The organism is Natronocalculus amylovorans (assembly GCF_023638035.1).
In the GTDB taxonomy this organism is placed as follows: Archaea; Halobacteriota; Halobacteria; order Halobacteriales; family Haloferacaceae; genus Natronocalculus; species Natronocalculus amylovorans.
Window position 1 is genome coordinate 440,322 of sequence record NZ_JAKRVX010000002.1, and the last position, 15,833, is coordinate 456,154.

The 15,833-nt window shown below is 51.1% G+C and carries 21 protein-coding genes and 1 riboswitch; of the genes, 10 read left to right on the plus strand and 11 right to left on the minus strand.

Going from position 1 to position 15,833, the window contains the following annotated elements; all coding sequences use genetic code 11:
- Positions 1–115: 115 nt before the first annotated feature.
- On the plus strand, positions 116–724 hold the full coding sequence (locus tag AArcSt2_RS06665; protein WP_174652096.1) for an undecaprenyl diphosphate synthase family protein: 609 nt from the start codon (positions 116–118) through the stop codon (positions 722–724).
- A gap of 7 nt (positions 725–731) precedes the next feature.
- Here the strand turns inward: AArcSt2_RS06665 and uppS are convergent, their stop codons facing one another.
- On the minus strand, positions 732–1,667 hold the full coding sequence (uppS, locus tag AArcSt2_RS06670; RefSeq protein ID WP_250583503.1) for a polyprenyl diphosphate synthase: 936 nt from the start codon (positions 1,665–1,667) through the stop codon (positions 732–734).
- A gap of 34 nt (positions 1,668–1,701) precedes the next feature.
- The gene (locus AArcSt2_RS06675) at positions 1,702–2,361 is read right to left on the minus strand and encodes a hypothetical protein (RefSeq protein WP_250583504.1); all 660 of its coding nucleotides are present in this window, start codon (positions 2,359–2,361) and stop codon (positions 1,702–1,704) included.
- A 125-nt stretch (positions 2,362–2,486) separates the two neighbouring features.
- On the opposite strand from AArcSt2_RS06675, the gene AArcSt2_RS06680 reads away from it, so the two are divergent.
- On the plus strand, positions 2,487–2,879 hold the full coding sequence (locus AArcSt2_RS06680; protein ID WP_250583505.1) for a DUF5778 family protein: 393 nt from the start codon (positions 2,487–2,489) through the stop codon (positions 2,877–2,879).
- Here AArcSt2_RS06680 and crcB read toward each other — a convergent pair.
- The 3 genes from crcB to AArcSt2_RS06695 form a co-directional block, all read right to left on the minus strand.
- The gene (gene crcB / locus AArcSt2_RS06685; protein WP_174652100.1) at positions 2,876–3,223 is read right to left on the minus strand and encodes a fluoride efflux transporter CrcB; all 348 of its coding nucleotides are present in this window, start codon (positions 3,221–3,223) and stop codon (positions 2,876–2,878) included. The genes AArcSt2_RS06680 and crcB overlap by 4 nt on opposite strands.
- On the minus strand, positions 3,223–3,633 hold the full coding sequence (locus tag AArcSt2_RS06690; RefSeq protein WP_250583506.1) for a fluoride efflux transporter FluC: 411 nt from the start codon (positions 3,631–3,633) through the stop codon (positions 3,223–3,225). Before AArcSt2_RS06690 ends, crcB begins: the two co-directional genes overlap by 1 nt.
- Before the next feature lie 7 nt (positions 3,634–3,640).
- Positions 3,641–3,706, minus strand: a riboswitch (Fluoride riboswitch).
- A gap of 52 nt (positions 3,707–3,758) precedes the next feature.
- The gene (locus tag AArcSt2_RS06695; protein WP_250583507.1) at positions 3,759–4,487 is read right to left on the minus strand and encodes a hypothetical protein; all 729 of its coding nucleotides are present in this window, start codon (positions 4,485–4,487) and stop codon (positions 3,759–3,761) included.
- Positions 4,488–4,587: 100 nt separating this feature from the next.
- On the opposite strand from AArcSt2_RS06695, the gene ahbB reads away from it, so the two are divergent.
- From ahbB to hemA, 3 genes are read left to right on the plus strand one after another with little or no spacing between them, the layout of a single operon-like run.
- Complete coding sequence (gene ahbB / locus AArcSt2_RS06700; protein ID WP_174652103.1) at positions 4,588–5,658, plus strand: siroheme decarboxylase subunit beta; 1,071 nt, start codon at positions 4,588–4,590, stop codon at positions 5,656–5,658.
- Between the two features lie 10 nt (positions 5,659–5,668).
- On the plus strand, positions 5,669–6,328 hold the full coding sequence (locus AArcSt2_RS06705) for a precorrin-2 dehydrogenase/sirohydrochlorin ferrochelatase family protein (protein ID WP_174652104.1): 660 nt from the start codon (positions 5,669–5,671) through the stop codon (positions 6,326–6,328).
- A complete protein-coding gene (gene hemA / locus AArcSt2_RS06710; RefSeq protein WP_174652105.1) occupies positions 6,328–7,662 on the plus strand; it encodes a glutamyl-tRNA reductase in 1,335 nt (444 codons plus the stop codon). Before AArcSt2_RS06705 ends, hemA begins: the two co-directional genes overlap by 1 nt.
- 45 nt (positions 7,663–7,707) lie before the next feature.
- Here hemA and AArcSt2_RS06715 read toward each other — a convergent pair whose 3' ends face one another.
- Complete coding sequence (locus AArcSt2_RS06715; protein ID WP_250583508.1) at positions 7,708–8,958, minus strand: response regulator; 1,251 nt, start codon at positions 8,956–8,958, stop codon at positions 7,708–7,710.
- Between the two features lie 89 nt (positions 8,959–9,047).
- Here AArcSt2_RS06715 and AArcSt2_RS06720 point away from each other — a divergent pair, with 89 nt between their 5' ends.
- The 3 genes from AArcSt2_RS06720 to AArcSt2_RS06730 are packed head-to-tail and all read left to right on the plus strand — an operon-like array spanning position 9,048 to position 10,403.
- Positions 9,048–9,320: a 4a-hydroxytetrahydrobiopterin dehydratase gene (locus tag AArcSt2_RS06720; RefSeq protein ID WP_174652107.1), complete on the plus strand. Its 273-nt coding sequence runs from the start codon at positions 9,048–9,050 to the stop codon at positions 9,318–9,320.
- Between the two features lie 30 nt (positions 9,321–9,350).
- Positions 9,351–9,722, plus strand: a complete 372-nt coding sequence (gene lwrS / locus AArcSt2_RS06725; RefSeq protein ID WP_250583509.1) for an LWR-salt protein — start codon at positions 9,351–9,353, stop codon at positions 9,720–9,722.
- 45 nt (positions 9,723–9,767) lie between these two features.
- Positions 9,768–10,403: an HAD family hydrolase gene (locus AArcSt2_RS06730; RefSeq protein WP_250583510.1), complete on the plus strand. Its 636-nt coding sequence runs from the start codon at positions 9,768–9,770 to the stop codon at positions 10,401–10,403.
- 19 nt (positions 10,404–10,422) lie between these two features.
- Here AArcSt2_RS06730 and AArcSt2_RS06735 read toward each other — a convergent pair whose 3' ends face one another.
- From AArcSt2_RS06735 to AArcSt2_RS06750, 4 genes are all read right to left on the minus strand, one after another.
- Positions 10,423–11,148, minus strand: a complete 726-nt coding sequence (locus AArcSt2_RS06735; protein ID WP_250583511.1) for a bacteriorhodopsin — start codon at positions 11,146–11,148, stop codon at positions 10,423–10,425.
- Positions 11,145–12,803: a methyl-accepting chemotaxis protein gene (locus AArcSt2_RS06740; RefSeq protein WP_250583512.1), complete on the minus strand. Its 1,659-nt coding sequence runs from the start codon at positions 12,801–12,803 to the stop codon at positions 11,145–11,147. The genes AArcSt2_RS06735 and AArcSt2_RS06740 overlap by 4 nt, the downstream gene beginning before the upstream one ends.
- 79 nt (positions 12,804–12,882) lie before the next feature.
- Positions 12,883–13,644, minus strand: coding sequence for a Nif3-like dinuclear metal center hexameric protein (locus tag AArcSt2_RS06745; RefSeq protein ID WP_250583513.1), 762 nt, complete (start codon positions 13,642–13,644; stop codon positions 12,883–12,885).
- 131 nt (positions 13,645–13,775) lie between these two features.
- Entirely contained in the window at positions 13,776–14,147 is a 372-nt protein-coding gene (locus AArcSt2_RS06750) for a 30S ribosomal protein S8e (protein WP_174652113.1), read from the minus strand.
- Between the two features lie 133 nt (positions 14,148–14,280).
- Between AArcSt2_RS06750 and AArcSt2_RS06755 the strand changes: the two genes are divergently transcribed.
- Both AArcSt2_RS06755 and AArcSt2_RS06760 read left to right on the plus strand, forming a co-directional pair.
- A complete protein-coding gene (locus AArcSt2_RS06755) occupies positions 14,281–14,730 on the plus strand; it encodes a DUF2240 family protein (RefSeq protein ID WP_174652114.1) in 450 nt (149 codons plus the stop codon).
- A 23-nt stretch (positions 14,731–14,753) separates the two neighbouring features.
- A complete protein-coding gene (locus AArcSt2_RS06760; RefSeq protein ID WP_250583514.1) occupies positions 14,754–15,164 on the plus strand; it encodes a DUF7993 family protein in 411 nt (136 codons plus the stop codon).
- On the opposite strand, the gene AArcSt2_RS06765 is transcribed toward AArcSt2_RS06760, so the two are convergent.
- Positions 15,165–15,830: an HAD family hydrolase gene (locus AArcSt2_RS06765; RefSeq protein WP_174652116.1), complete on the minus strand. Its 666-nt coding sequence runs from the start codon at positions 15,828–15,830 to the stop codon at positions 15,165–15,167.
- Between the last annotated feature and the right edge of the window lie 3 nt (positions 15,831–15,833).

Genomic DNA, 15,833 nt, shown 5'->3' on the forward strand with positions numbered 1-15,833 from the left:
GACACTTAACCTTCCCGACATCCGAGTTCGCATCATCCAAAATAATGGATGTGTTTGTCACCCATGATGGCACTGCGGCGAAGCCATTATTCGATCGGATATCGTTAGATAGCGTGTGCGTTTATACAATGCCTATCTAGCATCTCGAATACGCCGACATGCTACTGCAGCGCCGACTCATGTTGCAGTGATCCTCACAGAACGAGACCTGCTTGAAAGCGGGGCGTATGAGACGCTAAGCTCATTTTTCACGTGGGCATTTGAGTATGGTACCGATCGAGTTACGGTTTCTATCAGTGTGCTCGATAAAGCGGTTGTCCCCACACTCCAGCGTGAGTTGGAAACAATCTCTGCACCTGAGATGATCGCTGTTCGCGGGCCGAAGGATACCGAGCCGGTTGGAACCCCAATACAGATCAACATTGGACTCGGGGGCAAACACGAGTTTGCTGCAGCGGTCGCTCAACTTGCAACTGCGGTTGAAGCAGGAGAACTCTCACCAGATGAAATTGACGCGGATTCGATCGCCGATCGACTAGTGTTTCCCGATGAACCCGATCTGCTGATTAAAACCGGCGAAGAGCGGCTGTCTGACTTTATGATCTGGCAGTCGGTCTATTCGGAACTCTATTTTACGGATATTAATTGGCGAGATTTTCGAAAACGAGACTACCTTCGTGCAGTCTTGGATTATAAAGACAGACAACGGCGGTTCGGCCGATAACAACGGATTAATCTGCAGGCTCTGACTGGTGGACTTCGTTGTTAAGCTCTTCAGCAAGGACATCTCGATCTGCGTTTGGAAGATGTTCCTTGAGCCGTCTGGCGACCGATCGGGCCTCGTCAATCTCCACTTCTGCGACCGCTCGAACAAGTGCAATTGCCCGCTTCGATCGCGTACGCTGCCATGAGTGTTCTCGTGATTCGTAGGTTCGGATTCCGCGAAGAAAGTCAATTTTTGAAAACTCAGGCCAGTACGGAGCACAAAAGTAGACTGCAGCCTCGTTACCGTTTGCATGCCATGGTAGAAAATTCGAGGTGCGTTCATCGCCACCGGTACGAATGATCAGATCGACATCTCTGACTGGTTGCCGGTAGAGTCGTGATTCGATTTCAGAAACGTCGACATTCTCTGCGCGGAGTGTTCCGGTCGCAACATCCGTTGCAACATCTCTTGCCGCTCGTAAGAGCTCGTTTCGGCCGCCATAGGCAAGTGCGATATTAAGTGTGAATCCAGAATAGCTCGCAGTTCGACGTTCAGCGTACTGGATTGCGTTCTGCACGCGTGTTGGGAGCTGTTCGATATCGCCGATCGCACGGATGCAGACGTTATCATCGTGGACCCGACCGGCATCAGCAAAATCATAGAGTTTTGATTCGATAAGATCGAACAGCGGCTCAAGCTCTTCTGGTGGCCGGTTGAAATTTTCTGTCGAGAATGCATATAAGGTAAGCTCCTCGACGCCAAGCTCCGCACACCAGTCCAACACATCTTCTGTTGTGTCCGCACCAGCATGATGGCCTTTGTGTGGGTCTTTCCCGCTTGACCGTGCGTATCGGCGGTTCCCATCCTGAATAATCGCAACGTGTGACGGAGCGGTCCCGATTTCTCTATCGAGAAGCCGCTCATACACGCGATATAGTTGCCGCCGAAGATACGAGCGCATTCAGTACTACTATTTCAGTGATCCTATGAGTGTCTTATGCTTCGTCTGTATTTTCATTGCCATGTTTGGGTGAAATCTCATCTGGATGCTGTAGTTCTGAGACCAATTTGTCTCCAGAGTAGGTCTGAACGCGATTGATCAAAACGCCCAACAGAAACCCAACAGTCCCAATTGCAAACGTAAACAGAAGTGAAAACAACAGCGAAAGCTGAAGTCTCACAACAATATCTCCCTGCGCGATCGGGCCGTACGGTGCGTTCACCATGTAGCCAAACACAGGAAACAGCACAAGTGAGAACGCAACAAATGCACCATCATTTGCGTAGCCAGCGAGCGCAGCAAGAACGCCTAAAAGAAGCGACGGCCCAATCAAAAATAGCAACTCAGGCCCATCAACGACGCCTGTTACGCCATACCCTGTAAGAACCAAAAGAACCGCACCAGTTGGGAGCCACGGATTCACATCACCCGCGTCAGAGAGAATGTAGATTGCCGCGACAACTGAAAGGATAAACGCCCCTGCAGCAGCGTACTGCATCGTTGTCGTTCCAACAGGATCACCGAGTCGTTCCCACAGTGCTGGAAGGGCTAAGGTCCCGAACGCGGTGAGCGTTAGCAGCCCGGAAATGGCCAGGATCTGACCTGCAAGTCGAAGGTTACGGCCAATAAGGAACCGAACCACAGACTGCGCCATGCCAATTGATTTTCAGCCGTATTGAATAAATCTATGGCTCCAATTTTGGGCCGTGATAATTACGCTCATCCGTCGCGGTCGATGGATCGCCAGTCGTTTATCAGACGCCTACAGAGAACTATACAATGAGCAAGACACTCGATGATGATCTGTACAAGCGAACGAAAGCATTGCTCGAACCTGGTGAGATTGAACTTGTCGGAGCAATCGTCCACAGTGGGCTGACAAGCCAAGAGGATCTCGAGATGCACGAACTAACCGTTGACCTCAACGAGATTATCAGTGAACACGCTGGAAAAGGTGAGACATATATCTATGCAGGAAATGATAGCACCGACTTTGCATCAAACCAGTTCCAAGGGCTAACACTTGAGGATGAGGAGTTTGTGTGGGAGTGCCAGCAGCTGCTCCGTGATGGGACATTTAAACTAGTGTTCTATTATGAAGCAACCGCAGATCAGGAGGCGATCGTCAGTGCAATTGAGTCTCTCGGCTACGACGTAACGGCCGTTCCTTAGAGTCCAACGAGCAGCCACGCAAGCCCGATCGCCCCCAGGCTCAGCACAAGATTTCCAATCGCATTCGCGGCTGCTGCAGTGCGTTTTCCATCTTCAAAAAGCAGGATCGTCTGGACGCTGAATGAAGAGTAGGTTGTGAATGCACCACAAGCCCCAATTCCGATCAAAAGCATCGTGTCAGATGATGCACCACCAAACACGAGCACGCCCAGCACAAAGCTCCCGATTACGTTGACAATAAGCGTCGCATACGGAAACTCGGTTGCGGGAACGTACTCACCAACGGCATATCGGAGCAGTGCACCGATCGCGCCACCGGTTCCGACGAGAAATGCAGGCTCCATTATGAGGCCTCCATATCCGCCTCTGTCTCATCGGTCGGTTCGAGCCACTGAACGGTCCCACGGGCGAGAAAAACCGCCCCAAACCCACACACGTAACTCCCACTGATATACAACAGTGCAATCTCTGGATCGGTAACCGCATCCAAGACAAACATGCTATATGTCGTAAACGAAGAAAGAAATCCAGTCCCGAAAACAAGTCTTGAATTATCATGGATAACGTCGTCTCGAAGTGAATCGTACACGAGCACACCAAGTGCGAAGCTACCGACCACGTTGACAGCAAACGTCGATGTCAGCGATCCAGGAATCAGTACATCAACTGCGTATCGGGCATTTGCGCCTGCAAACCCGCCGATCGCAATCAGTAAAATCGGTTCAATGTTTCCAAGTAGCTGTCTCCGTCTCATAACGGTCTCTCAAATAGGAGCCATCAGCCGGAATCGGCGGTTGAGAAAGGCGAGCCCCATCGCCCAATCTATCTGAATGCTGTGACGCGACTGTGTTAATAGTTGCTAAGACCAGTAGTGGTGGGTTATGCTTCGCTTGGGAGCAGCTCAATAGTGAGCGCGAACGCTTCGTCCGGTTCGAGCTGCTGTGTCTCAAACTGATACGGCCCAATTGCTAAGCAGCGTTCGGAATACTCTGTGGCATACAGCCGGTAGGTTCGAGTAATCGTTCCGCATGGGTCAACAGTGGTTTGTGTTCGTGTTTCCTCAGTCTCAAGCTCGGATTCTGCTTGCCAGCAGCCGTCTTCCGGTCGTCGTGGGAGTTGAACAGTTACATCACGTTCAGTGTCGGGAATCGCGAGGATCCCAACGTCAGAGAGTTCGGTGTGTATCCCTTCATAAACGCTATACGGTGGCGTCGGACCACCAATAAAATCGTATGGCTCGGATCGTTTGTTTGTATATCGGATCGTTAACAGTGCAGGGCGGTCCTCAGTGAACTGGCGTGTTATACGTGCTTGAAGTGTGAATAGCTCAGTGTCAACCTCAGTTGTCTCGACCCGTGCGAACGGGAATCCCTCATCTACGTCGATACCCTCGGATTCGATCGGGCTGATTTCACACTCTGTCGGACGTGGTGTCGGCGTTGCCCTCTCAGTTGGCGTTGGAGTTTCAGTTGGTGTTTCAGTCTCCGTTTGGTCCGGATCCGTCGGTGGTATTGTTGGTTGTTCACGCAACGAATTACAGCCTGCCGTCGAGATGGCGGCAATGCCACCAATTGTATGGAGCAGTTGACGTCGTGAGGGCACATCCATATACTGAGACCACAAGGAGTGACTCTAAGAATCTTCCGTCGTATACGAATCGTAACGGGTATTTCGAGATGCTTATTCATTGGGAGACCCAAGTACAGACATGCAACAGGTCGATGCGGAGCTATCACCGACCGATCGGGCTATTTTAAATGCGTTCCAAGGTGGATTTCCAGTTGTTGAGCGGCCGTTTGAGGCGGCTGCTGCCGCGCTGGCCGACCATGGCGTGGAGTTGACAGCGACTGAGCTCTGTGAGCGTATTCAGACACTTGATGAAAACGGCGTCCTCTCTCGATTTGGTGCGCTGGTAAACGCACAAGAAATTGGTGGCAATGCATCGCTCGTTGCGATGCATGCGCCTGCAGACCGATTTGACGAGATCGCAGCACAGGTCAACAGCTACCGGGAAGTTGCGCACAACTACGAGCGAGCACATCCATATCTTAACATGTGGTTCGTTGTGTCAGTTGCCGAGGAGAGTCGGATCGCGGGTGTCCTTTCAGAGATTGAAGACGAAACGGGACAGAAGACGTACAACCTTCCAAAACAACAGGAGTTCCGCGTTGAAGCCAAGTTCTATCTCGATGGACCGATCGAGGGTGGGGTTATCGATCTATCGGACCTAGGACCGGATGTAACGCCACGTGATCGGACCACACTGACACCACAAGAGCGGGATCTAATTTTGGAGATTCAGGGTGGGTTCCCACTAACTGAATCGCCATACGAAGCGATCGCGTCGGCGCTTGATGCAGAGCCAGCATGGGTTCGAGAGACAATTAAACGGTTCAATATCGAAGGGAAGATCCGCCGAGTTGGCGTTATTCCGAATCATTATGCGCTTGGATATACAGAGAACGGGATGACCGTTTGGAACGTTCCTGACGACGTCGTTGACACGGTTGGACCGGAGGTTGCGGGCCTTAATTTCGTGACACACTGTTATCAGCGTCCGCGTCACGACGGTGTGTGGCCGTACAATTTCTTTGCGATGACGCATGGTCGAAGCGAGGAAGAAAGCCAACAGCGGATTGAACAGGTTCGCGATGTCATGCAGGAGTACTGGGACGTCTCCGATGACGATTGGGACTCGTTGTTTTCAACCCAAATACTCAAAAAGACGGGCATCCGATTGCAGGAGCGAGCAGCAGCAAATACAACAGACGAAACGTGAGACAACAGCAATGATCCCGCTATATCACGACTTTCGGGGTGAGACAGTTGTTATCTTTGGTGGTGGTAGCGTTGGCTATCGAAAGGCACAACGCTTCGCCACAGAGGCACGTGTTATTGTGGTTAGCCCTAAGTTTGATCCGCGGTTCGCTGACCTCGATTCGGAGTCGATCGAACTCATCCGCGCCGCTCCAGCGGCAGCGGCAGTTGGGTCGTGGATCGATCGATGTGAACCAGCACTCGTCGTGATTGCCACCAATAACACTGAAATAAACGATGCAATCGATACAGCAGCCTCCGAACGCGGAGTACTTCGGAACAATGCTGCTATGTCAGGTGAGCGATCGGCACGAAGCGTAGTTGTCCCCGCAACAGTCTCTGATGGTCCGGTGACGGTTTCAATCTCTACGGGCGCGAACAGTCCGGCACTCGCAAAGTACCTTCGACAGCAACTGGAGGGCAAAATTGACGGTGCAGGAGAGCTCGCAGCGCTAACAAGTGAACTCCGAGAAGAATTAAAAAAAAGCGAGCTATCACCACAACAACGCCGAGATGCAATCCGAGCAGTCGTGCGATCCGAAGCGGTTTGGAAGGCTTTACATAGCGGAGATACGAAAGCAAAAAAAGAGGCAACGCGCGTGATTACAGAAACGGTTGGTGATTGGGTCTGATGTTCCAAACAGGTGTCATTTCAGGGGTGAGTATTTCACATGCACATGCAAGCGTTGACGAAATCGATGCTGCAAGCGGTGAGAGTGTTTCTGATGTAGTTACGTCGCTGCAGGTTGATTCGCGGGTAACCGAGGCGTTTGCAATCCAGACCTGTAACCGTGCAGAAATGTATGTTGTTACTGAGAGCGATGCAGCGGGACAAGAGATATTAACACCATATGTTGGCGGGGTTCGAGAGGGTGCAGTCGTTTTTATGGACCACGAAGAGAGTCTTCGTCATCTCATGCGTGTTGCATCCGGTCTCGAATCGCTAGTTATCGGTGAAGACCAGATTCTGGGGCAACTGAAAACAGCAGCGGAAGATGCACGTGGCGCTGGTGGAGTTGGCCCAATTTTCGATCAGGCACTCACAAAAGCGATCCACGTTGGCGAGCGTGCTCGAACTGAGACGAAAATCAACGAAGGTGCACTCTCGCTTGGGAGCGCTGCAGTTCGGCTTGCAAGTAGAGAAGTCGAACTTTCGGGTGCGACTGGACTCGTTGTTGGTGCTGGCGAGATGGGGACGCTCTCTGCAAAAGCGCTTGCGTCTGCAGGTGTTGATCGTATCATCATCGCAAACCGGACCGTTCCACACGCGGAACATGTCGCAGCCGAAGTAGACGTTGATGCGCAAGCAGTTGCGATCGATGCAGCACCTGCTGCCGCTGCGACCGCGGATGTGATAATCTCAGCAACGGGGAGCCCAACGTACGTGCTTGATGAACGTCGGCTTTCCGATGCAGGGAACACAGTGTGTATTGATATCGCACAGCCACGAGATATCGATCCGTCTGCAGCGCAGATAGCTGGCGTCTCGGTATATGACATTGATGCCCTCGAAAGTGTAACTGAGGAAACCCGTGAAAAGCGAGATGCTGCTGCAAGCGCAGTTGAAGAGATGATCGATATCGAACTCGATCGACTGCTAACGGCATTTAAACGAAAACAAGCAGACGATGCAATCAGAGCGATGTATGAGAGCGCAGAGTATGTCAAATCAAGGGAAATTGCAACTGCACTCACAAAACTGGAGGCACACGGAGAGCTAACTGAGGAGCAGAAAGCGGTCGTTGAGTCGCTTGCAGATTCGATCATCGGCCAATTGCTTGCTGCACCAACAAAGAGCCTGAGGGACGCAGCGGCCAATGATGATTGGACGACAATTCAAACTGCAATGCGACTATTCGATCCTGGATTCGACGAGCCACCACAAGGGACAACGACGCCAAACCACGGGCCACATGTTGATGGCGAAATCCCACAACACGTTCTTGATCAGCTATCTGACGACTGACTAGCGAGCTGTTTTATTTGAACATTGACATCCGCAACGAGGAGTTCAAACGTTTTTGCTCTCTTTGAGACACCGAATTCTGTTTGCGGCGTTAAATACTAACAGTTCTGCGTGACGTTTGTCACTCGCACTGAATGCATGTGACTCATGGGACCCTGCTTGAAACACGCCAAGGTCTCCAATTGGCACGCTAATAAGCGATCGGTACGCTCCTGCGGTGTTATGCGTTTCGTTGGTGGAGAGATCATAGATGATCGCAGACTCACCCGAATTGTATGTCTGGCCTGCAATCGTCTCCTCGACTGAAAGCTCAGTGTAGTATCCGCTCGATGCTGCAGTTTCAGAGACTGCTGCAGCAACCAGCTTTCCGTCGTCGTATGTGTTCACTGCACAGACATCGAACGCAAGCACACCCTCTGCAAACTGAACCATGTTCTCGTAGACCGCTTGCTCGGAGTCTGCTTCCATGAGTGCACCCGCAGCCGCATGGAGTATCTCGATAGTCTCTGTCTGTTCAGCAAGCTGCTTTTCCGTTGCAACCTGAGCAGTGATGTTGTGCGAGACTGCTTGGCCGGCGGGCTTGCCTTTATATGTGATCGGTGAGGTCGCGGTAAGCGTGTATTTTGTCTCTCCATTTTTTGAGACAACCTGTTGTGTAATTTCCGGAGCAGATGAGTTGTTTTGAAAAATATTAGCTAAACGCGTCTCGGCTTCAGCACGATCGGCTGGATGGATGTACTCCAGCACACAATCGCCAACAACATCCTCTGGAGAGTCGGCTCCAAAGAGCGCGGCTGAGGCTTCATTTGCATACAATAAGACGCCATTACGATCAAAAATATGAATGCCAACCGGAGACGTCTCGACAAGCGTTCGGTACCGTCGCTCGGATGCTTCGAGCGCTTCTGTCGATCGCCGTTGCTCAATCACATTCTGGATCCGATTCGCAAGGACAGTGTACTGATCTGTGCTTCCCTTTTTTTGCAAATAGTCTGTGACACCTTTCGAAACAGCCTTGCTTGCAATTTCTTCGGAGCCTTTGCCAGTAAACAGAATAAATGGCAGATGATCATCGATAGATCGAATCGAAGATAACAGCTGTAACCCGTTTTGTGTGGGCATGTCGTAGTCAGAGACAACACAGTCGTACGAACTTGTCTGTAGTTGCTCAACAACTGCTGTTGGATCTGTCTGAATATCAATGAGCAGCGAATCATCGATTCGAGTTAGAAACGTCCGTGTGAGTGTTGCGAATGCCTCATCGTCATCCACTACAAGTACCCGAGAAGTGCCCATTAGCGTATACTCTGTGTGGTGATGTATAAGTCTCCGTCTATCTTGTTATACTACGCACATTTTTCACGACTGCAGGCGTATGACGTGGTATGTCACTTCTATCCGATACAGAGATTGCAGATGGACTACCAGCTAAGTGGACACGTGATGATGATGAGATTGTTCGTGAGTACACATTTGACTCATATCTTGATGGTGTCGAATTTGCGGGTGATATTGGAGAGGTTGCAGAAGAAGAGTTTCACCACCCTGAGATCATCATCGGATACAAGTCTGTCGAGGTTCGTCTGACGAGCCACGAGGCGGGGGGGATTACAAAAGATGACCTTCGACTTGCAGCACTGTTCGATGACGAGTACTAAACACAACCGGCACTGATTCCGTGATCGAAGATGGACTCCGGATACATCTTTCGCGTTGAATTTAGACTCTCACCAGCGATCGGCTCGGTTGAGCCACATCGTTTCAAAACAGTGTATCGACACCCGTTGGTTGCGCCGCCTAAAGACGGATGGCTCTTTTTTCGAGACTGGCTTTGGCATGGTGAGCTCACAGATCGCGCACAGTTTCGACCGATCGTTTCTGATGCACTCGGTGTCACCGTAACAAACGTGCAATTCAGTGAGGTTGTTATCAGCCAGCCGGAACTCGAGTGTCTTGATGTCGCAATTGAGAACAATCTGAACAAGTTTGGCCCCGATACATCGACAGCGGTTCGGCATGCACATCTTGGAAGCTCAATCCGGGTGGTCGACAAGGCGTAACAACGTAACACACATACCGTTCTATGACCTAACTATTGGCCTGAAATGGTCGTCGATGCATACGATTTCTGGCTGTTCGATCTCGATGGAACGCTTGTCGATGCGGAGTGGTCCTACACTCGATCGGTATTCGATCGCGTAGGCGAGCGAATTGATCGCCCGTTCAGCGATCGCGAAGCAGAGATTATCTGGCATGGACTCGGCGGAGCACGAAACCCGATCTTGCGAGCATGGGACATTGATCCTGCTGCATTTTGGCCAGCATTTCATGCGGAAGAGAATCCGCAACAACGGGCGGAAGCTACGTATCTTCACGGCGACGCAGACGCATTGCTTTCGGTAATTGATGTACCGATCGGGATTGTCACGCACTGTCAATCATTCCTCACTCAACCAGTTCTTGAACAGCTAGCGCTTGACGAGCGGGTAGAGACCGTGCTCTGTTGTACGGATGAGACTGGTTGGAAACCGGATCCAAAACCAGTCCAGTCAGCGATGAAACAGCTCAACATCGGACGTGACAGCGTTGGCGTTCTCGCTGGTGACGGGGAAAGCGATATTGGTGCGGCATGGAATGCTGGCTTAGATGGAATTCACGTTGAGCGACATGGTCCTGACCATCGTGGCCGGTGTGTGCTTGGTGATTATCGAGTCCGATCGTTCGACGAGCTTCCGTATTAAAAAGAGATATCGCAGCTAATTAGTCAGCACCCAATGCTGACTCAACACCATCACTGTTCATTGTAAGCTCGATTTCGTTGAGGTCATCGAGCGCAGCGCGCCCGTTGACGGCAATTGCGACAAACGCGACTTTTGTAATGAAGTCAAGATAGACGACAACCATCATCTCAGTGTTGAGTGTCAACCAACCAAATCCAGCCGGGGAGAAAACCCAAACAACGGGATACAGAGTCCATAAAACAACGGTGATGTTTCGTAGTTTGAAAAACTGCATCGAGATACGATCAGAGCGGAACGACGTCTGCTGTGGAACGGTTTTCACGAGCAGGTACGCAAGTCCAAGATATGCAAGGCTTCCAACACCGAAGAGTGCCCACGATAGAGTGCCAGTTGTCAACACCGCAGCAGCGCCAGAGGCGATCAGTATGATGTCAAGCGTAATCAGTGTCGCATACATTCGAACGCCTGCTTTACACAACATCGCAAGATAGAGCACAAGCAGCGGCGTTGTCAGCAGCCAATCAATATACCGTGGTGCATAGAAGATGGCATCACCGGGGGCATCGAACGTCCCAATATTGAGTGCCATCGCAGCATACGAAGCAGCTGCAATGCCAGTAATCGCCGCAAGAATTGCGTAATACGTTCGGTTGCGTGGGTTCTTAACCGCGAACCAGAGTGGTGGTATGGTTGCGATCGCTAATCCCACCGTTCCAATCCATGCCCATGTACTGATTGCAATCATTGTGCACCTCCGAACGTGAAGCCACTTTGCCGCTCCTTCGTGGTCCCACCATCAGTTTGTGTGGCTGTAAACTGGCTTGCAGTGACTGCCTCCATCGCGTCGTTCATTTGTGTGGATTCGACCATTCCACCATGATCAACATCGAACTGATCAAGGACCGTTCGGAGACTCTCTGCTTGTGAGGAAAGCTCTGTTGCGGCAGCCTCAACAGCAGCAAGCGTGTTCTGTTGTTGGTCTGCAACCTTGGTAACACCATCTGCTGCAGTTGTTGTCTGCTCGGAGATTGATGCAACCTCATCAATCATTTCAACAACGGTTGTTGCCGATCGGGCTTGATCTTCGGTTGTATGATTAATCTCTTGGACACTACTATCGATTTCGTCAACATACTCGATGACGTTATTTAGCTCTGCGATCGCCCCTTCGACAGTATTAACTCCTGCTGAGATCCGCTCTGAGGTGTCATCCATACCATCAACTGCCGTTTCGGTTCGGCTCTGGACGCGTTCAATTCGGCCTTCGATCTCCCCGGCTGCATCTTTCGTCTCCTCGGCAAGGGATTTGACTTCCTCCGCAACGACTGCGAACCCCGCACCTTCCGCACCAGCACGTGCGGCTTCGATCGAGGCATTGAGCGCAAGCAAGTTCGTCTGCTCTGCAATCTCTCCAATGACATCGACAATCTCACCAATTTCGGCCATCTCATCATCCAATGACTCAATATCATCCATGGTGGTTGCCGTTTGTGACTCGATCGCATCCATCTGTGAGATGGCTTCCTCTGCGGCTTGTTGTCCGTCAGTACCGGCTTCTGTTGCTCGTTTGGTTGTGTCTGCAACCGTTTCAACCGTTGCTGCCACCTCTTCGGCACCAGCAGAAAGGGTACTCATCTCATTTGAGACATCACGAAGGTTCTTGCTCTGTTTGTGTGCCCCCTCCGAGATTTCAGAAACCGAATCTGTAACCCCATTACTTGCTGTTTGAAGCTCCTCTGCACGTTCATCGACGCCATCTGAAGCTTCACTCACGTTCCCAGCAAACTGCTTGACATCACCGACAGTTTGTTCAAGCTCATCCAGCATTTCGTTGAATGAGTGGCCGACATTGGCCATAGCTTCATTCGCATCATCAACGGACGCCCGTTGTGTGAGATCCCCGGCAGAGACGGCTTGCATAACGGATTCATACTGTTCTGCTGTTTGTTCGAGTTGCTGTGCGCGTTGCTCAATTTGTGTTTGTACCTGTTGTGCATCACGTCGTGCTGACTCGGACTCTTCGATCTGTTCTCGAAGGGATGTCCGCATCGTATCAAGTGATGCAACCAACTGTCCGACTTCATCAGTTCGATCGGAGTCAACAGTTACCGAAAGATCACCTGCGGCCATCTGATCGGCCGTATTCGAAAGCTGTCGAAGCGAAATAATCGTATTGCTCCCCACAGTGACGCCCAACAGCGCTAAACTAATTACTGCAACAAGAATTAGTCCCAGAATGCTTGAGGCGATACCTGCATCCGTTTCTCCAATCTCAGTGATTACTTGTATGTAAACCAATGCACCGGACCCAACAATCAATAAAAGAATCCCAATAAGCGACAATGAAAGCTTAATCGCATAGCTTCCACGTATTGTGGACTTCCACCCTGTATCAGACATATGTGTCTGTAGGTAAATTCTCAATTCCTCCTGATAAAACTGCAACTCAAATTATCTATTTTGAGAGCGTGGTGTCCATTTACAATCCAGTTGGGTGTGAAATATATTCTGTTGTTAGCCCCCATTGGGAGGCAAGCGCTTGTACCGATCGAACGCCAAACGTCTCTGTTGCATAGTGACCAGCCAAAAAGACAGAGACTCCAGCCTCGCGCGCTTCGTGGTAGACTTTTTGTTTTCCCTCACCGGTGATCAACGCATCAACGCCAGTGTTGCTTGCTTCTGCAAACCAGTCAGTGCCGCTTCCGGTGACAATCGCCACATCGGTTAGTTCATCTGGGCCAAAAGCAAGCACGTGTGTCGGTTTCGATCGTTCAAACGCATCAAGTGTTGTAGCGATTGCATCTGGTGACTGTGGCGTTCCAAACACACCTTTCTGTCCGATATGTTCGGGGCCAAGCGCGCCGAATGGCTCCCGGTCAACAAGCGAGAGCGCATCTGCGATTCCAGCGGCGTTACCAATTTCTTGGTGTCCATCCAGCGGTAGGTGAGAGACATATAGTGCAATATCATTACGAATAAGCTGCTCGACCAGGTTGTACTCTCGGCCAGTTACTCGTTCGATACCACCCCACGAGATTCCATGGTGTGTCACAAGGACATCTGCGTCTACTTCGATTGCAGCCTCGATTGTCGCGGTTGCAGCATCAACCGCAAACGCGACTGTTTCGATCGACCGATCCGGTGGTCCAACTTGCAGGCCATTTGCACTGGCATCAATGTCAGCGTATGCATCTGTACGGAGCGTTGAGTCCAACCGATCAACAAAGTCAACAAGCTGCATACACGATAGCACAACGGCGAGCCGTTTGTATGTGCCGAGAAGCGAATTGTGCGTTAAATAGTGCGGCTGCTCAGCAGAGAAATGCGCAAACACGTGGTTTGGGTTTGCGATCGATTGAAAATGTGCGTTACTTATTCGAGTTTGACAGCGCTAACCTGTCCAGTCTGTCCTGGTCGGGAGGTGACGCGCGCTTCACCCTCAGAGGTGCTGATAACAGCTCCCTTCGTGATGATGTTCCGTCGCACGTAGTTAACGTTCGATGGGTTCTCTTTGACGCCTTCAATCTCTGCTGAAACAGTGCTTTCGCCGTCTGAAACGTTTGCAACGTTTGTCGAGAGCGCACGGAACTTCTTCTCGCTTCCGCGCGAATCAATAACCTGCAGGCGTGGTTCGCCAACGGTCGTCTCGGATGGTTCGCGACCGAGTTGGTAGCGTTTCTTTTTTCGGAATGGCTTGAGTCGACCGCCAGTTCGCTTTCGGGTAGAGCGTCCCTGATCTTTCATACCGGAGAAAACAGCCAGGAGATACTTGAATCGCTCGGAACGCGTCGCTGTGTATGTTAGTCAGTGGCGCTCGATCAACCAGTTGATGTATGAGTCGCAACCTTTTCCGTCCGCTCACCCATTCACCCATACCATGAGCCTGGATGTTGCCGTTGCCGTACCGTTTCGGCAAAAAGGCAAGCGAGCACTTGGTGAGGGCGAGATTGTCGTAGCGCTGTCGCTCGATCGCGATTGGTTTTCGCCTGATCAGGCGAAACGACTTGTAGATGTGGCGCTTGGCCGCGGTTTGCTTGAGTCAGTTGACGGGGAGCTACGACCGACATTTGATCCCGACGATGTAGTTATCCCAGAAGACTTCAGTCCAGATGAGTCAATTCTTCGAGAGCAATCGACATTTGAGAAGGCACTCGATTCGCTTGTTGCAGATGGGATTCAAAAACAGGATGCTGTTGCGAAGGCAAACACAGTTCAACAGGAGCTTGGCGTAACGATCGAAACTGCAGCGGTGATTGTTGCCCGACGCCGCGGAGTTAATGTGGACGAGCTTGCAACAACGGTCGTACACGAACTCGAAGAAGCCTAACCATCCGACACAAAAACTAACGCATGGTCATTGATCGACTCACCGACGGTAAACGGATCGCACAGATACTTTCTTCGGAGATTACCGGCGATAAAAAAGCGCTCCAAACGCTCTCTGTAGCTGATGCTAACCCGGATATTGAACCAACAGCAGACGGTGCGCTTGCCTACCGTGCAACACTCGATGCGGACACAACGGACACAGCCATACACGTTGCAGATGTCTTTGTCCAGGCCGATCGCGTTCGTGTCGAGTTTCGCGTTGTACCAGACGTTGCTGCAGCAGCAGGCGCGCGCGCAAATCTTCGTGTTCGTCCAAAGGCTGTGTCACCACCACGGACGATCGTGTTTGTTGAAGATGGTGCACAGGTTAAATGGTGTATGCCAGTATTTGAGGCAGTGGTTGACGCAGTATCAGCAGAAGATGTCGAGTAGCTATACCAACGATTCGAGCAGTGCTGGAAGTTCGAGCACCAGTTTGTTTCGATCGATGTGTGCATCTGCCCGTGGATCCGGCTCAGGTCCACCTGAAAAAAGAACTTGTACAGCGATCATCCCAGCATTTGTTGCTCCCCCAATATCGTCGCGTGGCGTATCTCCAATATAGACGGTTTCTTCCGGGGTTGTCCCTAGTTCCGAAAGCAGCGCAGAGAAGGCATCCGGGTGTGGTTTTCCAGCTGGTAGTTCGCCAGTGACGAGTGCAACTGGAAAGAGTGTGTTCCACTGTAAACGATCGATTTTCTCACGTTGTGCCTTGATTGGCCCGTTCGTAAGCAGTCCAACCTGATATGTCTCTTTGAGTTCCTCAATAAGTTTCTCTGCGCCTGGTATCGGATTGAGCGCTTCTGTCACTGCTTGTCGATACGCTGCAGTGAGCGTTGCTGGGTTGGTCTCTGTCTCATCGTATTGTGCGAGTACATCTTTAAAAATCGGCTCACGGGTCTCTTCGGTGAGGTTGTTCCGATGGGCCGTTAGGTACTCCTGCCGTGTGATTGGAGGTGCATTGGTTGCCGATACAGCCTCTTTCAACAGCGTTTCTCTGTCACGTTTCGGCACCGCAAGTGTCTCGTCGAGATCAAACGCGACCCCTCTAATTGCCATTAT